At 36.9% G+C, this 17,640-nt stretch carries 17 protein-coding genes and 2 pseudogenes; 11 read left to right on the top strand and 8 right to left on the bottom strand.

The features are described from left to right. Positions 1–4: 4 nt before the first annotated feature. The 5 genes and pseudogenes from G9371_RS06955 (at position 5) to G9371_RS06975 (ending at position 4,266) form a co-directional block, all read left to right on the top strand. Positions 5–1,753 carry a muramidase family protein gene (locus tag G9371_RS06955; protein ID WP_023896061.1) on the top strand — a complete coding sequence of 583 codons (1,749 nt, stop codon included), beginning with the start codon at positions 5–7 and terminating at the stop codon, positions 1,751–1,753. Positions 1,754–1,774: 21 nt separating this feature from the next. Next, on the top strand, positions 1,775–2,233 hold the full coding sequence (locus G9371_RS06960; protein WP_023896062.1) for a hypothetical protein: 459 nt from the start codon (positions 1,775–1,777) through the stop codon (positions 2,231–2,233). Between the two features lies 1 nt (position 2,234). Further along, positions 2,235–2,591: a DUF5991 domain-containing protein gene (locus G9371_RS06965; protein ID WP_002132404.1), complete on the top strand. Its 357-nt coding sequence runs from the start codon at positions 2,235–2,237 to the stop codon at positions 2,589–2,591. Positions 2,592–2,687: 96 nt separating this feature from the next. Further along, positions 2,688–3,427, top strand: a pseudogene (locus G9371_RS06970) (lysozyme inhibitor LprI family protein). Positions 3,428–3,539: 112 nt separating this feature from the next. Continuing rightward, positions 3,540–4,266 (top strand): annotated as a pseudogene (locus tag G9371_RS06975) (SH3 domain-containing protein). 65 nt (positions 4,267–4,331) lie between these two features. Here G9371_RS06975 and G9371_RS06980 read toward each other — a convergent pair. Next, positions 4,332–5,675, bottom strand: a complete 1,344-nt coding sequence (locus tag G9371_RS06980) for an alpha/beta fold hydrolase (protein ID WP_001139637.1) — start codon at positions 5,673–5,675, stop codon at positions 4,332–4,334. 212 nt (positions 5,676–5,887) lie between these two features. Between G9371_RS06980 and G9371_RS06985 the strand changes: the two genes are divergently transcribed. Both G9371_RS06985 and parE read left to right on the top strand, forming a co-directional pair. Continuing rightward, positions 5,888–6,469, top strand: coding sequence for a YqiA/YcfP family alpha/beta fold hydrolase (locus tag G9371_RS06985; protein ID WP_001021725.1), 582 nt, complete (start codon positions 5,888–5,890; stop codon positions 6,467–6,469). Between the two features lie 14 nt (positions 6,470–6,483). Further along, positions 6,484–8,367: a DNA topoisomerase IV subunit B gene (gene parE / locus G9371_RS06990; protein WP_000195974.1), complete on the top strand. Its 1,884-nt coding sequence runs from the start codon at positions 6,484–6,486 to the stop codon at positions 8,365–8,367. A gap of 123 nt (positions 8,368–8,490) precedes the next feature. Here parE and G9371_RS06995 read toward each other — a convergent pair whose 3' ends face one another. Further along, complete coding sequence (locus tag G9371_RS06995) at positions 8,491–8,994, bottom strand: ureidoglycolate lyase (protein WP_029424069.1); 504 nt, start codon at positions 8,992–8,994, stop codon at positions 8,491–8,493. Next, a complete protein-coding gene (alc, locus tag G9371_RS07000) occupies positions 8,991–10,001 on the bottom strand; it encodes an allantoicase (RefSeq protein ID WP_029424070.1) in 1,011 nt (336 codons plus the stop codon). Before alc ends, G9371_RS06995 begins: the two co-directional genes overlap by 4 nt. Positions 10,002–10,200: 199 nt before the next feature. On the opposite strand from alc, the gene hpxO reads away from it, so the two are divergent. Further along, positions 10,201–11,358: an FAD-dependent urate hydroxylase HpxO gene (gene hpxO, locus G9371_RS07005; RefSeq protein ID WP_001103527.1), complete on the top strand. Its 1,158-nt coding sequence runs from the start codon at positions 10,201–10,203 to the stop codon at positions 11,356–11,358. A gap of 53 nt (positions 11,359–11,411) precedes the next feature. On the opposite strand, the gene G9371_RS07010 is transcribed toward hpxO, so the two are convergent. From G9371_RS07010 to puuE, 5 genes are all read right to left on the bottom strand, one after another. Then, complete coding sequence (locus G9371_RS07010) at positions 11,412–12,137, bottom strand: outer membrane protein OmpK (RefSeq protein WP_029424071.1); 726 nt, start codon at positions 12,135–12,137, stop codon at positions 11,412–11,414. A 122-nt stretch (positions 12,138–12,259) separates the two neighbouring features. Further along, the gene (locus G9371_RS07015; RefSeq protein ID WP_001016457.1) at positions 12,260–13,627 is read right to left on the bottom strand and encodes a nucleobase:cation symporter-2 family protein; all 1,368 of its coding nucleotides are present in this window, start codon (positions 13,625–13,627) and stop codon (positions 12,260–12,262) included. 24 nt (positions 13,628–13,651) lie between these two features. Then, the gene (gene uraH, locus G9371_RS07020) at positions 13,652–13,975 is read right to left on the bottom strand and encodes a hydroxyisourate hydrolase (RefSeq protein ID WP_029424072.1); all 324 of its coding nucleotides are present in this window, start codon (positions 13,973–13,975) and stop codon (positions 13,652–13,654) included. Beyond that, positions 13,972–14,475 (bottom strand): 2-oxo-4-hydroxy-4-carboxy-5-ureidoimidazoline decarboxylase, encoded by a 504-nt coding sequence (uraD, locus tag G9371_RS07025; protein ID WP_029424073.1) that lies wholly within the window; start codon positions 14,473–14,475, stop codon positions 13,972–13,974. Before uraD ends, uraH begins: the two co-directional genes overlap by 4 nt. 99 nt (positions 14,476–14,574) lie before the next feature. After that, a complete protein-coding gene (puuE, locus tag G9371_RS07030; RefSeq protein WP_029424074.1) occupies positions 14,575–15,540 on the bottom strand; it encodes an allantoinase PuuE in 966 nt (321 codons plus the stop codon). Between the two features lie 252 nt (positions 15,541–15,792). On the opposite strand from puuE, the gene G9371_RS07035 reads away from it, so the two are divergent. From G9371_RS07035 to G9371_RS07045, 3 genes are all read left to right on the top strand, one after another. Next, complete coding sequence (locus G9371_RS07035; RefSeq protein WP_001019316.1) at positions 15,793–16,143, top strand: HPF/RaiA family ribosome-associated protein; 351 nt, start codon at positions 15,793–15,795, stop codon at positions 16,141–16,143. A gap of 158 nt (positions 16,144–16,301) precedes the next feature. Then, positions 16,302–16,847 carry an ankyrin repeat domain-containing protein gene (locus tag G9371_RS07040; RefSeq protein WP_000958427.1) on the top strand — a complete coding sequence of 182 codons (546 nt, stop codon included), beginning with the start codon at positions 16,302–16,304 and terminating at the stop codon, positions 16,845–16,847. 12 nt (positions 16,848–16,859) lie between these two features. Further along, entirely contained in the window at positions 16,860–17,627 is a 768-nt protein-coding gene (locus G9371_RS07045; protein ID WP_001258754.1) for a transporter, read from the top strand. Positions 17,628–17,640: the final 13 nt, after the last annotated feature.

Raw genomic sequence — 17,640 nt, forward strand, 5'->3', positions numbered from 1 at the left:
GAAAATGAATAAGAAAGGTTTAATTCAGTTTAGGTTTGTTGAATTATTTACTGGTAATAATATACCTAATTTATATCATGTTATTAAGAATGAAAAGGGCACAACTATTGCTTCTGGAATGACAAATAGTAATGGCTTAACAGTAATGATAAGTAGAGATGTAGGCGATACTCTTTATGTATATTTAAAAAATATTATAACAGGTGATTTGAAAGAAAAAGTTAGACACACTGTTATTTATAAAAAGGAGATAGTAAGAGTAATATCATCAAAAATACTTTTAGATAATATTATCTTAGCAAAATCAACGAATAAACCTGGTAATTATAGATATTTAACGCATAAAGTAAAAAAAGGAGAAAACTTATCTTCAATTTCTCATCGATTTAATTGTAAAACTAGTGAAATTGTACATTTAAATAAATTAAAAAATCCTGATCATATAGATGTCGGACAAATTATTAAAATTCCATACAAAGGTGAATCAAGTGATTCTAAGAAAAGTCCTGATAACAAACAATCTAAGCATGAAAATAATAAATCATCTTCTACTCAGAAAGTAAATTCACATGAAAATAATAATAAAAATACTTCAGATAAACCTCAAAAAAGAATAGAGTCAAAAGATATAACTGATGAATATACAAAAGAGTCAGGAAAACCAATGAAAGTTGCTACTAATGCAACTTCACCATGCATTTGTAAACAATATAATTTGGCTTGGGGATCTAAAGTTAGTTGTGAATTTAGGAAAAGAGTTATAAAAATAGCACAAAATTTGTGGCCTAATGATTCAGAGAATATGGCAAGCCAATTAATGGCTGTTATGCATTTAGAGTCTGCCGGAACTTTTAGTCCAAAAATTGGAACTTTTATCAGCAAAAAATTAACAGACGATGCTAAAGGTGGTTATGTTGGTCTTATCCAATTCGGAAAATTTGCTTCAATTGATTTAAAAGTTAAAAGATCTGATTTAGCGAAAATGTCAGCTGTACAACAATTAGATTATGTAGAAAAATACTATAAATTAAACTCTGCTCATACAAAGATTAAAAATCTAACTGGATTATATTTATGGGTTAATTATCCTAAAAATGTCAAAGAAAACCGATTAGAAGATGAAGATATTGTATATGCGGCACCCAAAGACGCAGAAGTAACTTCTAAAAAATTTTTAGAAAGCCCATATCATCAAAATCCTAGTTTTATGAAAGAGAATGAGGAATATAAACGGGATGGTAAAAAAGTTATTAGACAAGGATTTAAAAATGGTTCAACTAAAGTTTGGGAGGTTGAACAAGAAATTAAAAAACATTTAACCGAAGGTATAAAAAGTCAAAATTTAGAGAAAAATTATAATTGTGCATACATAAATCAAACTGAGATAAAAAATACTCAGAAAATTAATTTGGAAAAATTTGCTGAAATTTTGAGAAAGAGAGCTAAAGAAAAAAGTCAACATCAATGTGCAAAGTATGTAAGAATTGCATTAGAGGCAGGAGGAGCCGACACTTCAGGACATCCTGTCGCAGCATCAGATTGGGGACCAACTCTCAAAAAAATAGGTTATAAAGAAATACCTGAAGAGTTTAATAAACCTCAATTAGGTGATATTTATATCATCACCAAAACTGATAAGCATCAATATGGCCATATTGCAGGCTATGATGGTAGCCAATGGATTTCTGATTTTAAACAAAAAGGTCATAGAATTTATAGCGATCATGTTAACTACAGATATTTTAGAATGTAATTTGTTAAATAGGAGATTTTAATGAAACTTTTAATTTTAGAAATTTTATGTTTAAGCCTTTTATCTGGTTGCGCTTCCGCAAAAGAAGCTGAATGTTACAATACTTCAAAAGCTCTAATTACTGATTTATATAATAAATTTCCTATTAATGGAGATGAGGTTATTGAAAATAAAAATATTAAAACCTTAAGTAATTTTTTTGATAAAAACCTTACAAATTTACTTATAAAAGATCAAGAATGTAGTGCAAGAAATAATGGGGTTTGTAATATTGATTTTAATATTTTAATTCATTCTCAAGATACTCCTAATAAATATAAAATATTACAGGATACGGATAGTTTAGTAACAGTTAAAGTTGAATATCATCAATATTCAGAATTTATTAACTTTGTTATTAATAAAGAATCTTCTTGTAAAAAAATAGGAAATATAAAATATGATGATGGAAGTGATTTAATTAAAATGCTGCGGAAATAACATGAAATATTCAATATTATTCTTAATTTTACTATTTGCTAATCATACATTTGCAAATACAGAAATATGGAATGGTACATATCACTATTATAGTTCAGAGGAGCTACCTGATGGAAATGTTGCCACGATAGAGTCAACTTTAACAGTAGCACCCAAGAAATGTGTGTACTCTATTGTCGGCTTTCAGGTTGATAAGTCCTATGTATGCAAAGTGAAAAAGAAAAATAATGAACTTTATTTTTTTGATAATAAAAGTGGTAATAGATTCGGGAAAGTAGTTTTTAAAAAGGGAAAATATTACCTTTATTCTCCTGAAGTTTTAGATAGTAAGGATAACTTATTTATTAAAGATGAATAGTTATTATATGGTTTTTAAAATATAATTTATTTGGCATTTGATACCAATAAAACAAACCTAATATATACTTGGTGTGTTTTATCAAAGGTGTATATAGTGAGAACTAGTTTTATTAAATTTCATAATTTTTTATTGATTTTTAGCGTATGTATTACCTCAAATGCTACAGATTATAAACCAGAACAGTTAGATAAGAAAACAATATATAGTAATAGTGAGCATGAACTGAATAGTGTGTATTCAGATATAAAAGGCTATATCAGTGATAATAAAAATGAAGTTAAATATCTTGTTGATACTCAACGTTCTTGGTTGAAAAATAGAAATTTAAAATGTAATTTTAATGGAAAAGAAGTAAATAGTGGAAACTATAAATGTTTAAGTGATTTTAATAATTCTAAAATAAAAGATTTGAAAAATTCATATTTGGACCTTGATAATTTAGAAGGAAAGCTAATAAAACCATTTAGATATACAAATGGTATCATGAAAGATTTGGAAACAGGTGGGTGTTATTGTAGTGAAAGTACAATTAAGATTTTAAAAGATAAAATTTTTATATATCAAGCTTGTGATCAAGGTTTAAAGCAGCCACGTATATATAATATTGTTGGTAAGAAAAAGATAGTTTTTCTGTAGAATATCAAATTAACACTAATAATAATAAAGTTCCGGAATTTAATTTAGCATTTGTTACTAACGGTAAAAATGTTTGGAATATAGTGCCGAAAATCTTTAGAAAAGAAAATTTAATAAATTTAAATTTTAGAACTAATTATACAACTGATATAAATATAAAAAATAAGAAAAATGATTGTCATGATGATGAAGAGTAATTGTTCGTTATTAAAATTTTGATTGCATTTGATAATAGTAATATTAGCTTAAAATTTGATATTACTAGTATTATAAAATAGAAATTCGAAGTGAATAATGAGTTTGTTCAAAATGAAAAAACATTTTAAATTTATCGTTTTTACTGCTTTCATGATTGGATCTATTGAGAGTTCATATGCTGACTTTGGTTTTATTCAAGATAAGGATGGGTACGTTAATGTACGAGGAAATTCAAGTTTAAATTCTAAAGTTACGTCCAAATTAAATAATAATGAAATTGTTTCTTGTGTGATGGATGAAGGGACAAATAATTTTTGTTTAGTTAATGCAAGCAATGGTGTAACTGGATTTGTCTATAAAAATAGAGTAAATAATTTTAGTGGTTACAATTCTATTAAGCTATCTCAATATTCTAGAGAAAAAGCTGTTTATAATGATAAAAATATAATAGTAGAAGTGTATGCAAAAAAAAGCTATTTTAGATCCTAAACTTTATAAAACTTTTAAAGGTGAATATAAGTATTTTAATAATAAAAAATTCTTTGGTACTGATGGTACTTTACCTAATAATGATTTTTTACAACTTGATAAAATCATTATTAAGAGTAAAGATAAGAAAATAGAAATTGGTGAAAATGATATAGAGCAATACTTTTTTCCTAAAAATGGTATAGACAGTGACAAGAACGAGCTTGCTGATTTTAAAATATATTTCTTAAATAATAATATTTTTATTTTAAATACTTTTAATAATGGTGGTGCAGCAGCATATAATATCGTTTTAAATATAAAAAATGGAAAACTAGTTGCCAATAAAGCTTGGAAGGTTGAAATTTAAAAATATTTTCTTTCTTCTACAAAAGCTAATTAATTAAAAAAGCCCAACATAAGTTGGGCTTTTTTTTACGTCTCTACAATTCCTTCTAAATCTTCAAGCGTATAGTTCGGCATATCAATAATATGGGTTTGAATACCTTCTTGCACATAATCATTCACATGAGGATATAGCCAGCGAGTAATCTGTTCGGCAACACTTGAGTGATATTGAATTTCAAAGTGATTTAAGCCATAAAACACCGCTTTATGTGAGTCTGGAACTTTAAGCTGAAAACGTGGATTAGGATGTTCACCTAGTGCGCTTTTTACACTCACTAAGTAATCGCCAATCACGGTAAGCGCTTTATTACGCACCTTTTCAAACTCGAGTGTTCCTGCCACTAAAAAGGTATTGATATGAGAAGGTAGAGGAGCCGGAGCACGGTTGTCATCCATCATACCAATACGGGCATCCATGTATTCCCAGTCATCATCTCGAACACTACCATGGCGTAGGTCTAAAATCCCATTACTACGGATGTTAACCAGCTGACCAATTAGGCCAACAAATGGAAAAGCGCCTAGCCGATCTTGTAGCGCAAATCCAAAACGCTCAAGCACTGCACCGTGGTGGGGAGAACCAATACAGACGAGGTTTTCGACCATATGAATCCATTGGTACATATTTTGTTTACCGTAAAACAGTGCGCTACGGGAAACCAGTCCACCCATACTATGACCAATTAAATCAATGCTGGTAATTCTTGGATTACGCTGTACTAAATCTTCTAATAAATTTGAGAAACTGCGGCCATTGGCTGAAATACGGCGGCCTGTATTGTAATTTAAATACAGCATCGTGTTGTGATCACGCTGTGCTAACAGACGCTCACCAATCCCGCCATAATGTGCATTTGACCAAGTAAGATGGTTCATGCACAAACCATGAACCAAAATTACAATACGGCCTGCAAGTTCGCCTTGTTGGATTGCACCGTAGTGGTCGTATAGAACCATTGGCAAGGCGAGGGGGCTATGTTGTTTAAGTAGATAGTCTCCGAAAATACCATTTAACACTCCTACTAAAAAATGAAGGGTTGGTGTTAATGGCTTCTCATGAAGGGTTGGAAATTTTTCAATAATGCGACGCAGCCCTGGTGCTAAAAAACAACTACCATATTTTTGTAAGGCACCATAAGAAAACTGATATGCCTTTTGGACAGAGGGCCGTTTTTGGAAATTTTTAGCATTTTGGGCACTAATACCAAAAGCATTTTTTAATACTTCAATATTAATGACTTGTATTAATTCATGTACACCATTTAAGCTGGTACTGAACAGTTGAGCTAAACCTTCTAGTACGTCGGCCTGACTAGGTGGCGTACGATCCCATTTACAATAAGTTTCATGTAACGGTGTTAAGCTCGGCATATCTTTTCCCCATTTACGTTATAACCGACGTTTTAAGCTGTACTTTTTATGAACGGCAGCTAACGTTTCCATCTTAGTAGTTTAAATAACACATGTTTTTAAAATACTGATGAATGGTAAGTTGAGTGGTTTTTCTTGTCTGACAATAGTGTTTTTATATACAAACTGAGAACAAAAATGTGAGTTTATTCTCAATTTAGAGGGAAAAATATATGAATATTATCTACCTCCATGGCTTTAATAGTAGCTCTTCTTCAATTAAAGGGCTCAGCCTTAAGCAGTATTGTAGCGAATTGGGCATAAATGTGCATTTGCCAGATTTAAATAGATCTCCGGAACAGGTAGTAGCACAGGTTTCAGAGCTGATTGAGTCTTTACAAGAGGTGGCTTTAGTCGGCAGTAGTCTTGGTGGTTTTTTTGCGACGTATTTTGTCGCGAAATATAATATTCCGGCTGTACTGATTAACCCTGCTATGCAACCATGGAAGCTGTTTGATGAGTTATTTCAAGTTGAAAGCATGCCTTATAAGGTGAACGATCAATGGTCAATTGATCATGTTCAGTTACGACAGTTAGAACAACTGGAACTGAAACAGCCTGAAAATGCTGACAAAATACTCGTCTTGTTGCAACAAGGCGACGAAATTTTGGATTATCGTCAAGCACAACGCTATTATAGTGCTGCAACACCATCCTCATTGATTTTGACGGATGCTCATGGCAATCATGCCATGGAAGATTTTGAAGAAAAATTACCCTTAGTGATCGAATTCTTTGCGCACACCATCAAATAAGGAAAACGTACAACGTGACACAATATACGGCTCAATCGCTTGAAGTTCTTTCCGGTTTAGACCCTGTTCGTCGTCGCCCGGGGATGTATACCGATACTTCTCGTCCTAACCATTTAGCCCAAGAAGTTATTGATAATGCTGTCGATGAAGCCTTAGCTGGTCATGCCGACAAAATCTGTGTCACGGTTTATAAAGATGGTTCGTTGTCGGTTGAAGATAATGGCCGTGGTATGCCAGTCGATATTCACCCTGAATATGGCCAAAGTGGTATCGAAATCATTTTAACCAAGTTGCATGCTGGTGGTAAGTTTAGTACTGATAACTATCAGTTTTCAGGTGGTTTACATGGTGTGGGGATTTCGGTTGTAAACGCTTTATCTACACGTGTTGAGGTAGAAGTTCAGCGTCAGGGTAATTTATACCAGATGGCCTTTGAGCAAGGCGAACCTGTTGCACCTTTAGCGGTGTTAGAAGGTAAAGCACCTAAACGTGCGACAGGAACTACGGTACGTTTCTGGCCTGAAGCTAAATATTTTGATAGCCCAAAATTTGCTTTAAAAGCACTTAAACATAATTTAAAAGCCAAAGCTGTTTTAGCTGCTGGTTTAAAAATCACTTATATCGATCAAATTAACGATGAAAAAATCGAATGGCAATTTGAAAATGGCCTTGTCGATTATTTGATGGATGAATTGCAAGACCGTGAAATTCTACCAAACCCTGCATTTGTAAGCAGTGGGCAAGCAGACCGTGCTGCGTGTGAATTTGCGATTTGCTGGAATGTAGAAGGTGGTGAACAGGTTCAAGAAAGTTATGTCAACCTGATTCCAACTGCACAAGGTGGTACTCATGTGAACGGTTTGCGTTCAGGGGTGACTGAAGCGCTACGTGAATTCTGTGAGTTACGTAATTTATTACCACGTAATCTTAAACTTTCGGCTGAAGATGTTTGGGATGGCGTGAATTACATTTTGTCGCTCAAGTTCCAAGAACCACAGTTCTCTGGTCAAACCAAAGAGCGTCTTTCGAGTCGTGAAGCTGCCAATATAGTTTTAAATATTGCTAAAGATGCGTTTGCACTCTGGCTCAACCAGCATGCTGAAATTGCCATGCAACTTGCTGAAATGGCAATTTCTAAAGCAGGGCGCCGTTTAAAAGCTGCGAAAAAAGTTGAGCGTAAAAAGATTGTTTCTGGCCCGGCTTTACCGGGTAAGCTGGCGGACTGCGTGGGCCAAACACGTGAAGAAAGTGAACTCTTTATTGTTGAGGGTGACTCTGCGGGCGGTAGTGCCAAGCAGGCGCGTGATAAGAACTTTCAAGCTATCATGCCAATTCGTGGAAAAATCTTAAATACATGGGAAGTTTCTTCAGATGAAGTACTTGCTTCTCAGGAAGTTCACGACATTGCCATTGCAATTGGTGTAGACCCGGGTAGTGATGATTTATCTGAATTACGTTACGGCAAAATCTGTATTTTGGCCGATGCCGACTCGGATGGTTTACACATTGCGACTTTGCTTTGCGCTTTATTCGTTAAACATTTTCCAGCATTGGTTGAAGAAGGGCATTTGTATGTAGCAATGCCACCATTGTTCCGTATCGACATTGGTAAAGATGTCCATTACGCGCTAGATGATGAAGAGCTTGAAACCATTTTGAAAAATGTTAAAGGCAATAAGAACCCGCAAATTACCCGATTCAAAGGGTTGGGCGAGATGAACGCAATTCAACTACGTGAAACAACAATGGATCCGAACACCCGTCGTTTGGTGCAACTCGATCTAGATGATGCACATTTAACGGCAGGTTTACTCGACAAGCTCCTTGCAAAAAAACGTGCAGCAGACCGTAAGCAATGGCTTGAGCAGAAGGGTAACTTAGCTGATATTACGGTTTAAAAATAAATGAAAAAATCCCCGCTCAATTGGTGGGGATTTTTTTATTTAAACCTAAATTGTTGGAAATCACCACAACGGGTTCTACTATTAAATTAAAAAATAGACAGATTTGTCTATTTTAATTTAGACAGTAATTTTTATCGGATGGGGAAATTGAAAAATATCGCAATTTGCACCGCCTCCAATTCGATCCACTACTGCAAAATCACTCGGTGCTTCAAAGGTAAGCAAAGGATGATGCCAAGTACCTGCCCGATAATTGATACTTTGCTTGCCATCCGAAACAAAAGCACATAGTTTTGAAATATCAGGAGTATTTTCGTCTAAACCAGGAGCCACAATAATTAAAAATTTTTGTTGCTGTAATGGAATGAATGCTTGAGAGCCTTTCGGATGGCGCTCTAGCATTGAAATTTCTAGAGGCAACACACTGGCCTTAATATTACGGAAAATACTAATTCCTGCCTTTGCTTCCCCTTCAATTTCAGTTTCAACGAGCGCATGGTAGCGCTCGGTGTGTGCATCATTAATATGAAAAAAATCATGCCCGTCACAACAAATGACTTCTCCGAAGGGCTGAAAGTTCTCAATGGTTAAAGGCTGAATTTGAACATTCTTCATGATCATGACTTGGCAATTTTTCCCCATAAACGGACACGGCTAATACCACCATCCGGAATCATATTAATACGGATATGCGAGACTTTTTCATGCTGTAAAATTTCATTCATATATTCATGAATATGGTCCATTTGCATAGGTTGGGCTTCAAGTAAGTAAGACCAAAACATACTTTGTGGAATCAGCTGTGCATCGGTTGCATTTTCAAGGTAGACCGCCTGAATAGAAACTTCAGCAGGAAAGTTACCTTTAAAATGCGCCGTATCAATTTCAATTTTTTCAATTTTTCCGCTTTTACCCAATGCAAGAATACACCAGTCATAACCTGGTGCGCGGCGGCGTTTGGTTTCCCACCCATCTCCCATGTTGACGCCACGGCCTGGGTTAATCAAATTACGTGGATGTCCAAAGTGCGCATCGCTATAAGCAATTACACGACCGCCATTTTCTAAGGCCAATAAATCGAGAGTCTGCTCGTGGTCGGTCACCTGAATATGAACGTCACCATAAACGCGTAAACGGGCAACACCACCATCTGGGAAAATATTGAGGCGTATATGCGTGAAAATTGTATCATTATTGACCATAAAAATATGATGTTGACTCGGCCCTAGCTCTGTATTTTCTAAAATACTCTGCCACTTTGCCCCAGTAAGGTCACCATTTGGTGCATAACATGCCTCTAATGAGGCAGAAGCAGGATAATTTCCTGTAAAAAACGTGGTATCGATATCAAGTGCACTGATTTTTCCACTCACACCTAGTTTCACAATACACCAGTCATAGCCTGCATGACGCTTACGGCGGGTCTCCCAACCGTCCATCCATTTGCCATGATCATCAAATTTATCTTCAACAAAAATAGGTGCTTCAAATTGCAGCATTCGCTTTGCTTCGGCAAAGAAATCATCTGAACACTCAATCACTTGTGCACCAATTCGGGCATCTGCCAAATTTGTTTTAGTATTCAAAATTTCAGGAAGTTCAAAAGCTGGAGCGTGCAATGTTGCCATAATGGAGTATCCGTATTTCTTGTTAAAAACATGATTTTTCATTTAAAACTGCACTCACACTGAGCGTGTTGAGATGAGTTTTATACATAAATATATAAGCATGGTGCATGCCAGTTTTGTGGAAAAGCTAAATAAATTTTGAACGATGGCATGTTTTTAGCATAAGCACCCTATAGGTGAATATCTATAGGAGCGTGTTATGAATGTGGTGATTATTGGTGCGGGAATGGGAGGTCTAACCACAGGCATTGCATTAAAGAAATTTGGTCACCAAGTTCGTATTTTTGAGCAAACTGAAAAGATTCTTCCGGTCGGCGCCGCAATTTCGCTGTGGTCGAATGGGGTGAAATGTCTGAACTATCTGGGATTAACTGACAAAATCGCCAAACTTGGTGGACAAATGGATGACTTGGCCTATGTAGATGGTTTAACTGGAGATGTGATGACACAATTCAGTTTACGACCATTAATTGAAGAAGTAGGACAACGCCCTTATCCGGTTGCACGTGCCGATTTACAAAATATGTTAATGGATGAGTTTGGTCGAGATCAGATTTATTTAGGCAAAAAAATGGTAGGCCTTGAAGATAAAGCTGATTTTGTAGAGGTTCATTTTGCAGATGGCAGCTCAACGCAGGCTGATTTACTCATAGGGGCAGATGGTACGCATTCAATGACTCGGGCCTATGTGTTAGGTCAGCAGGTACAACGTCGCTATGCAGGTTATGTGAACTGGAATGGTCTGGTTGAAATATCCGAAGATTTAGCGCCAGCTCAGCAATGGACGACTTATGTAGGAGAGGGTAAGCGCGCGTCTCTGATGCCAGTTGCGGATGGACGTTTTTATTTCTTTTTAGATGTACCTTTACCAGCAGGGTTAGAGAATAATCGGGATGAATATAAAAAACTTTTAAAACAATATTTTGCTGATTGGTGTCAACCCGTGCAGCAGCTTATTGAGCGCTTAGACCCGCAAAAAACCAATCGGGTAGAAATCCATGATATTGAACCGTTCACACAGTTTTATAAAGGTCGTGTGGTGATTTTAGGTGATGCTGCACATAGCACGACACCTGATATTGGGCAAGGCGGTTGCCAAGCTATGGAAGACGCGATTTATTTAGCGCGGTCTTTGCAAATTAACACTTTGGGACTAGAGGATGCTTTACGCCGCTATCAAAACAAGCGTAATGAACGTGCCAATGAATTGGTGCTTCGTGCGCGCAAACGCTGTGACGTAACGCATATGAAAGATGAAACGGTCACGCAGGCATGGTATGCGGAACTACGCCGTGAACAAGGCGGACATATTATGCAAGGAATTATTAGTAATATTGTGGGTAATCCACTCGATTAAAAACAAAAACAGCAAGGAGTTTTCCTTGCTGTTTTATCTTCTAAATAAAAATTTTAGAAGTGGTATTTAACCAATGCACTGACGTTATTTTCGTCGGCACCTTTAATACCAAATTTGTTATTCCACACTGAGTGCTCGATACCGAGGTATAGACGTGTATCAGGAGAAATGTGTTTACCTACATTCCATTTCCATTGAGTTGTCCAGTTCAACTCACTCGCATGGTCATCTTCAGCGGTTGACCAGTCTAGGAAACCATCTACCAAGAAATCTTCAGATCCTAATTTTAATGGAATGCCATAAACGAATGTCATTTGATAATCGTCGTCAGTTTTTTCATTGTTCGCACGGTAGAAGTTTAAATTCGCATATTGGAAATATGGGATATCTAAATCAACTGCAAAACCATACAAGAAGTTGTCAAAGTTATTGCCGTTTTGAGTATTACTTTCCCAAGTGGTACTAATGAGCACATCTTTAATTGGGCCGTATGTCAATTTTTTGCCAGAAACTTCACCTAAGCTTAAACGTGGTGATAACTCAAAGTAAGTACTTTTATAGTCATCTTCGCCACGCATGCGGTCCATAAAGAAAAATACATCAGCATATTTAACTTTTGCTGCATATTCCAAAGTAATCGTAGTTTCTTTGTCATCTACAACTTCATAGTTTTCACCATAAAGTCCAGTCACACTAAAATCTTGCCAGATTGGTTTTGCCTGAACCATGGCAGTTGCAGATAACAAGGCACAAGTCGCCGCAAGTTGCTTTAATTGCATTTAAATGATCTCCCCCCAAATAAAGCACGCTAAGGATACAGGGTCTTAAGCAAAAATGAAGCCAAATTTGATCAACGGTTAAAAAAAAGCCCACCGAAGTGGGGCGCTAAAAAACTAACTCATTAATGTGTATTTCGTGTGTTTATTGTTTGGCTTAAATGAGGGGTACGCGAGCTGCGAAATGAAGGTAAGTGATTAAATAACAAATTCAATAAGATAGCAAAGATACAAGTCGAACTAATACCCGAATGGAACAAAGTTTGTACCCAAACTGGGAAATGAGCATAAAATTCATGGTTAATAATTGGAATCATCCCAGCTGATAAAGCAGTTGCTACAATAATCAAATTTTTCTGATCGTTATAATCAATTTTTGCCAAAGTGCGAATTCCACTTGCTGCAACCGACCCAAATAAGACCAAACCCGCACCACCAAGTACTGGCATAGGAATTGCCGCAATAAGGCGGCCCATAACAGGTAATAGACCTAAAATAATCAGAATGACTCCGCCTGCTGCCACGACAAAGCGGCTTTTGATGCCTGTAATTGCCACCAGTCCAACATTTTGGGCAAAAGCACTTTGCATGAATGAACCAAAGATAGGAGCAATAGCGCTTGAAAACATATCTGCACGTACACCATTGGCGATGCGTTTTGAATCGACTTGGGTTCCTACAATATCTCCGACAGCAATAATATCGGCTGTAGTTTCCGTCATAATCACCAAAGTAACGATTAGCATCGATAAAATTGCACTTAGCTCAAAAGTTGGTAAACCAAATGCAAATAAGTGTGGAAATTGCAGCCATGCGCCTGAGCTCACCTGACTAAAATCTCCAAAACCCATAAAGTAGGCAAGGGTAGTACCAGCAACAATAGCCAACAAAATTGATAAACGGCGAATACTTGCTTGTGGCAGCATATTTAGAATAATCACAATGCCTAAGGTCAGCAAAGCTAAAGAGATATTCTCGACGCTACCCCAATCAGGTGCTTTGTTGTTACCACCCATCATCCAGCGAATCGCAACGGGTAACAGAGATAACCCAATAATCGTGATGACACATCCCGTCACAACAGGTGGGAAAAAACGAATAATTTTTGAAAAGTAAGGTGCAAGGCATAGTCCAATTAAAGATGCGGCAATAACCGCGCCGTAGACAGCAGGTAAACCACCGCCTGTAGTGATAATAGCAACCATGGTTGCCACACCAGCAAAAGACACACCTTGCACCAGAGGTAATTTTGCCCCTAGATATTTGGTTCCGATGGTTTGTATGAGAGTTGCCAACCCGCCTACAAATAGGGCCGCTGCAATGAGCATTCCGACTTGTGCTGCGCTTAAGCCAGCTGCCGTTCCAATAATCAGTGGCGGGGCTACAATACCCCCATACATGGTGAGTACATGCTGTAAGCCGTAAGCAAAACTTTTGGAAATTCCTAAATATTCATGCTCTGGAGAAATCGCATTCTTTTGCTGATGATTCATATTTTTCTCCTATTTATATTTGAGTTAGCTGCCGCGATAAGTGGAGTAAGCAAACGGGCTGATCAGTAATGGAATGTGGTAATGCTGATTGGTGTCTTCTATGAAAAATTGAATACAAACACGGGGAAAAAAGGTTTTGATTTGCTGTGATGAAAAATAAGGGGCAACTTCAAATTCAAGTTGATAAGCACCTGTACCTAAGTTTTTTATTCCAAAATCACTCACTCGCCCATCTTGGTTGGTAATTGCAGTCGCTATCAGTTCATGAGTGGCTGCATGAAACAACTTCACTTCGACCTGTGACGCCGGTTTACCTAAATTCGTATCTAAAATATGAGTGCTGATCATGCTTGTACTTCCTGAGATAGACGTAATAGAGCAATTGCAGCGAGTTGCTCATGTACAATTGTTTTTTCAATAGCTAAGTTGTTTTGAAGACGTTGATGGAGTTTTTTTAAAATCTCGTTGCTACTGAGGCCTGCGGCTTTAATTAGAAAAATAAAACCAAACTTCTGCTCATACTCGATATTACCTTGCAGCAGGGCTTGTTGTGTTTGTTCATCTAAGGAAATGCCAGCTTGTTCTTGGACTGAAAAATTTTGCTCTTTTGCATTGAGCTGTTTTTTTGCCTGTCTTTCACCAATTTTTGGATGGGTGGCTAACGCGGCCTGAATCTCTTGCCATGACCATGTGTGGCTTAATTGTTCTGCATACCCTAAAAGAACTGAAGTTGATGAGTAGGGACGTTCTGAAATAATTTTTTCGGCCCATACAGGAATATGGACGCAGTTGTTTAATAGAGTCTTGAGTTGGTCGGGTGGGGCTTGATTAAACTCGGCTAAAAACACTGTTATTCCTAAACTCATTGTCGTGATATAGAGTTTTAGCAATAACAGTGCCAAGAGTGATTTGAGATTTGCTTAAGAATTTGGAAAATTAATAATCAATTATTGATTTATGTGATTTTTATACCAATATTCTGCAATATCCTGACGGCGACATACCCAAACACGATCATGCATTTCAATATAGTCTAGGAATCTTTGTAATGCTTTAAAACGACCCGGACGCCCTAAAATACGGCAGTGCATTCCAATAGACATCATTTTTGGTGCAGTTTCTCCCTCGGCATACAACACATCAAAACTATCTTTTAAATATTGAAAAAACTGTTCTGAACTATTAAATCCACCTGGTGAGCAGAACTTCATATCGTTACATTCCAAAGTATAAGGAATAATCAGATGAGGTCGTGACGCACCCGCCGTATCGGTAAGTGTCGTCCAAAAAGGCAGTTCATCACCATAATAATCAGAGTCGTATTGTATTTGCGGGAACTCAGCAAGCAACTGACGCGTATTGGGGCTATCACGTCCGGTGTACCAACCTATGGTTTTATTTTCAAACAAGTTTTCTAAAACAGATAAAGCTTGTTCCATATGCTGTTTTTCGACTTCAAGATCACTCTCTTGATAATGAAGCCAGCGGTAGCCATGAGAAACCACATCGTAATCGGCTTGTTTAATTGCCTCTACAATATAAGGGTTGCGAACAAGTGCCATTGCTACTCCAAAAATGGTCATGGGGAGCTTGCGCCGTTGAAACTCATTATGAATGCGCCAAAAACCAGCACGTGAACCATATTCGTACATAGAGTCCATCGACATATGTTTGGCTGGGTAACTTGCAGCGCCAATAATCTCGGATAAAAACTGCTCTGAACCTTCGTCGCCGTGTTCAATATGTTTTTCACCACCTTCTTCATAATTCAGCACAAATTGCACGGCAACCTTAGCATTATTAGGCCATTTCACCTCTGGAGGCTGTCCGTGATAACCGACTAAATCACGTGAATAAGGAGACTTTTGAATCTGCTCAATAAGTTCTGCTCCAGATAGATAAGATTCGGGCACAATTGCTCTCCTTTTGTTCAATTTTTCATAAAAATTTAAAAAATCAGCTTGCATATTTTTATAGATGGACTGATATTGAAGGTATGAAGATCTTCAAAATAAATTAAAAGCAGTACGTTTAAGTCAGGAGATAACAAACCATTACACCATCAAAATGTACAATTGAAGTCAGTTCATGCATGCTTAAAACATGCCAACATAAAAAAGTTTTGCATAGAAAAGATCCACAGTAAGAAAGAGAGGATGGTATTTATGAATATTGAAATCCGCACAGATAAAAACATCCATAATAGTGAACGTTTAATTACTTATGTACGTGCAGAACTTACTCAAGAATTCCAACGTCATAGCGAACGTATTACACATTTCTCGGTTCATTTTAGTGATGAAAATGGGGACAAAGGTGGAGACAAAGATATCCACTGTATGATCGAAGCACGTCCTTCTGGCTTAAAACCAGTTGCAGTGCACCATAAAGCAGGAAATATTGACGCTTCAATTCATGGCGCGATTGAAAAGCTAAAACGTAGCCTTGAACATACCTTTGAGAAAAAAGAACACCCGAGAGGTGGTCAACCAGAATTCATTGATGATGAAGTTTAAAAAACACTAAAAAGCCCTTCGGGGCTTTTTTTATGAATACATAAAAAGTCCAATAAAAACTCTTCACAACTTTAGGTTTGCAATGCAATAGCGTTGACCTCTAAAATCTTCAGTAGAGATTAGGCATAATAGCGCTAATATATTTTTGAGAGATGGTCATGTTAACCACCCAACAGCAGGCTTTAATTAAAGCCATAGAAGAATTAGAACTCGCGCAAGTACAAAAATTACTTGCTGAGGGTCTTGATCCGAATTTCATTGATCCGGAACAAGGACCGCCAGTGTCCATTATTTGTGATGGAATTTTTAAATGGTGGGAAGACGTCTCTGAAGCGTATGAAGCGGGGACTCCATTATCACAAGAAGAAAAACAGCAAGCCCTGCAAGTTTATCTCGATATTCTTGAAGCCCTCATTCAGGCAAAGGCAAATGTTCATCTTTGGGATGCAGAAGAGTTTTATGGTCCACTATGGGATGCAGCAAGTTCGGCATGTGCACCAGCAGTTCAGCGCTTGCTAGATGAAAAAGTTGATCCAAACACACGTGATGAAGAAGGACTCACCATTTTATCTTCAATCAGTCAGTTGTTCTTTGATTGTGATTTTGATGAAATAGATTGGTCAGAAGCGCTTCAAGAAGAGCGTGAAACACTAGAGTTATTGCGCCGTCACGGAGCAAAAATGTCAAAAGAATTAACTACTTGATTGGATAATAGAATGAGAACATTTCAAATTTTAACTTTTGCTCTGACCGCCGTTGCTGCAGGAAGTACTTTTGCCGCAGAGTTCTCGTTTGATCGTCCGGGTTCAGGCTTTGGAACAGGCATTACACCAGTTGGTAAATTAGCATGGGAACAAGGTTTACCAAGTGCAACTTATACAGAGTCAACTGTTGATGGCGTTAAAGAAAAAACAGTTACTGTAAATGAGGATATGTTATTCCGTACAGGTTTAGCTGATGGTTTGGAATTGCAATTAGGCTGGCAAGGTCCGGCATGGACTCAAACTAAACGTGCGGGTAAAAAAACGGATAACTCAGGTTTTGGCGATGTAAGTATCGGCTTAAAAAAAGCGATTGATTTAAATGATGAAAATTTAACAATGGCTGTATTGGCTGAAGCTGTTATCGCAACAGGTAATGATGAGTTTACTGCCCATGACGATATATATAGTTTAAGTTCAGCAGTAGCTTATAAATATAATGATTTGTTGGATACTTCTATTACCATGCGTTATGAAGTACAAAACAGTAACTGGGCAGTGACTGCAATTCCAACCATCAATTATAAGATTGCGGGCAAACTTTCAGGATATTCTGAATTTGTTTATCGTAAAGCTGAAAGCCAAGACTACCAATATGGTTTAGGAACAGGTCTAGTTTACGCAGTAAATAACCGCACTCAACTTGATGCAAATATTGGTGTGGACTTAGAAGGTCAAGATAAGAGCTACAAAGGTGGCTTAGGCATGGCATTCTTATTCTGATCAGACTAACTTG

The organism is Acinetobacter sp. EKM10A (assembly GCF_011075215.1).
Lineage (GTDB): Bacteria > Pseudomonadota > Gammaproteobacteria > Pseudomonadales > Moraxellaceae > Acinetobacter > Acinetobacter baumannii.

Coding starts and splice junctions, on each gene's coding strand:
- G9371_RS06985 (WP_001021725.1), top strand. CDS start 5,888: ATGAATATTATCTACCTCCATGGCTTTAATAGTAGCTCTTCTTCAATT.
- G9371_RS07040 (WP_000958427.1), top strand. CDS start 16,302: ATGTTAACCACCCAACAGCAGGCTTTAATTAAAGCCATAGAAGAATTA.
- alc (WP_029424070.1), bottom strand. CDS start 10,001: ATGGCAACATTGCACGCTCCAGCTTTTGAACTTCCTGAAATTTTGAAT.
- G9371_RS07045 (WP_001258754.1), top strand. CDS start 16,860: ATGAGAACATTTCAAATTTTAACTTTTGCTCTGACCGCCGTTGCTGCA.
- G9371_RS07035 (WP_001019316.1), top strand. CDS start 15,793: ATGAATATTGAAATCCGCACAGATAAAAACATCCATAATAGTGAACGT.
- G9371_RS07010 (WP_029424071.1), bottom strand. CDS start 12,137: ATGCAATTAAAGCAACTTGCGGCGACTTGTGCCTTGTTATCTGCAACT.
- uraH (WP_029424072.1), bottom strand. CDS start 13,975: ATGATCAGCACTCATATTTTAGATACGAATTTAGGTAAACCGGCGTCA.
- G9371_RS06965 (WP_002132404.1), top strand. CDS start 2,235: ATGAAATATTCAATATTATTCTTAATTTTACTATTTGCTAATCATACA.
- hpxO (WP_001103527.1), top strand. CDS start 10,201: ATGAATGTGGTGATTATTGGTGCGGGAATGGGAGGTCTAACCACAGGC.
- G9371_RS06995 (WP_029424069.1), bottom strand. CDS start 8,994: ATGATCATGAAGAATGTTCAAATTCAGCCTTTAACCATTGAGAACTTT.
- G9371_RS06960 (WP_023896062.1), top strand. CDS start 1,775: ATGAAACTTTTAATTTTAGAAATTTTATGTTTAAGCCTTTTATCTGGT.
- G9371_RS06955 (WP_023896061.1), top strand. CDS start 5: ATGAATAAGAAAGGTTTAATTCAGTTTAGGTTTGTTGAATTATTTACT.
- G9371_RS06980 (WP_001139637.1), bottom strand. CDS start 5,675: ATGCCGAGCTTAACACCGTTACATGAAACTTATTGTAAATGGGATCGT.
- G9371_RS07015 (WP_001016457.1), bottom strand. CDS start 13,627: ATGAATCATCAGCAAAAGAATGCGATTTCTCCAGAGCATGAATATTTA.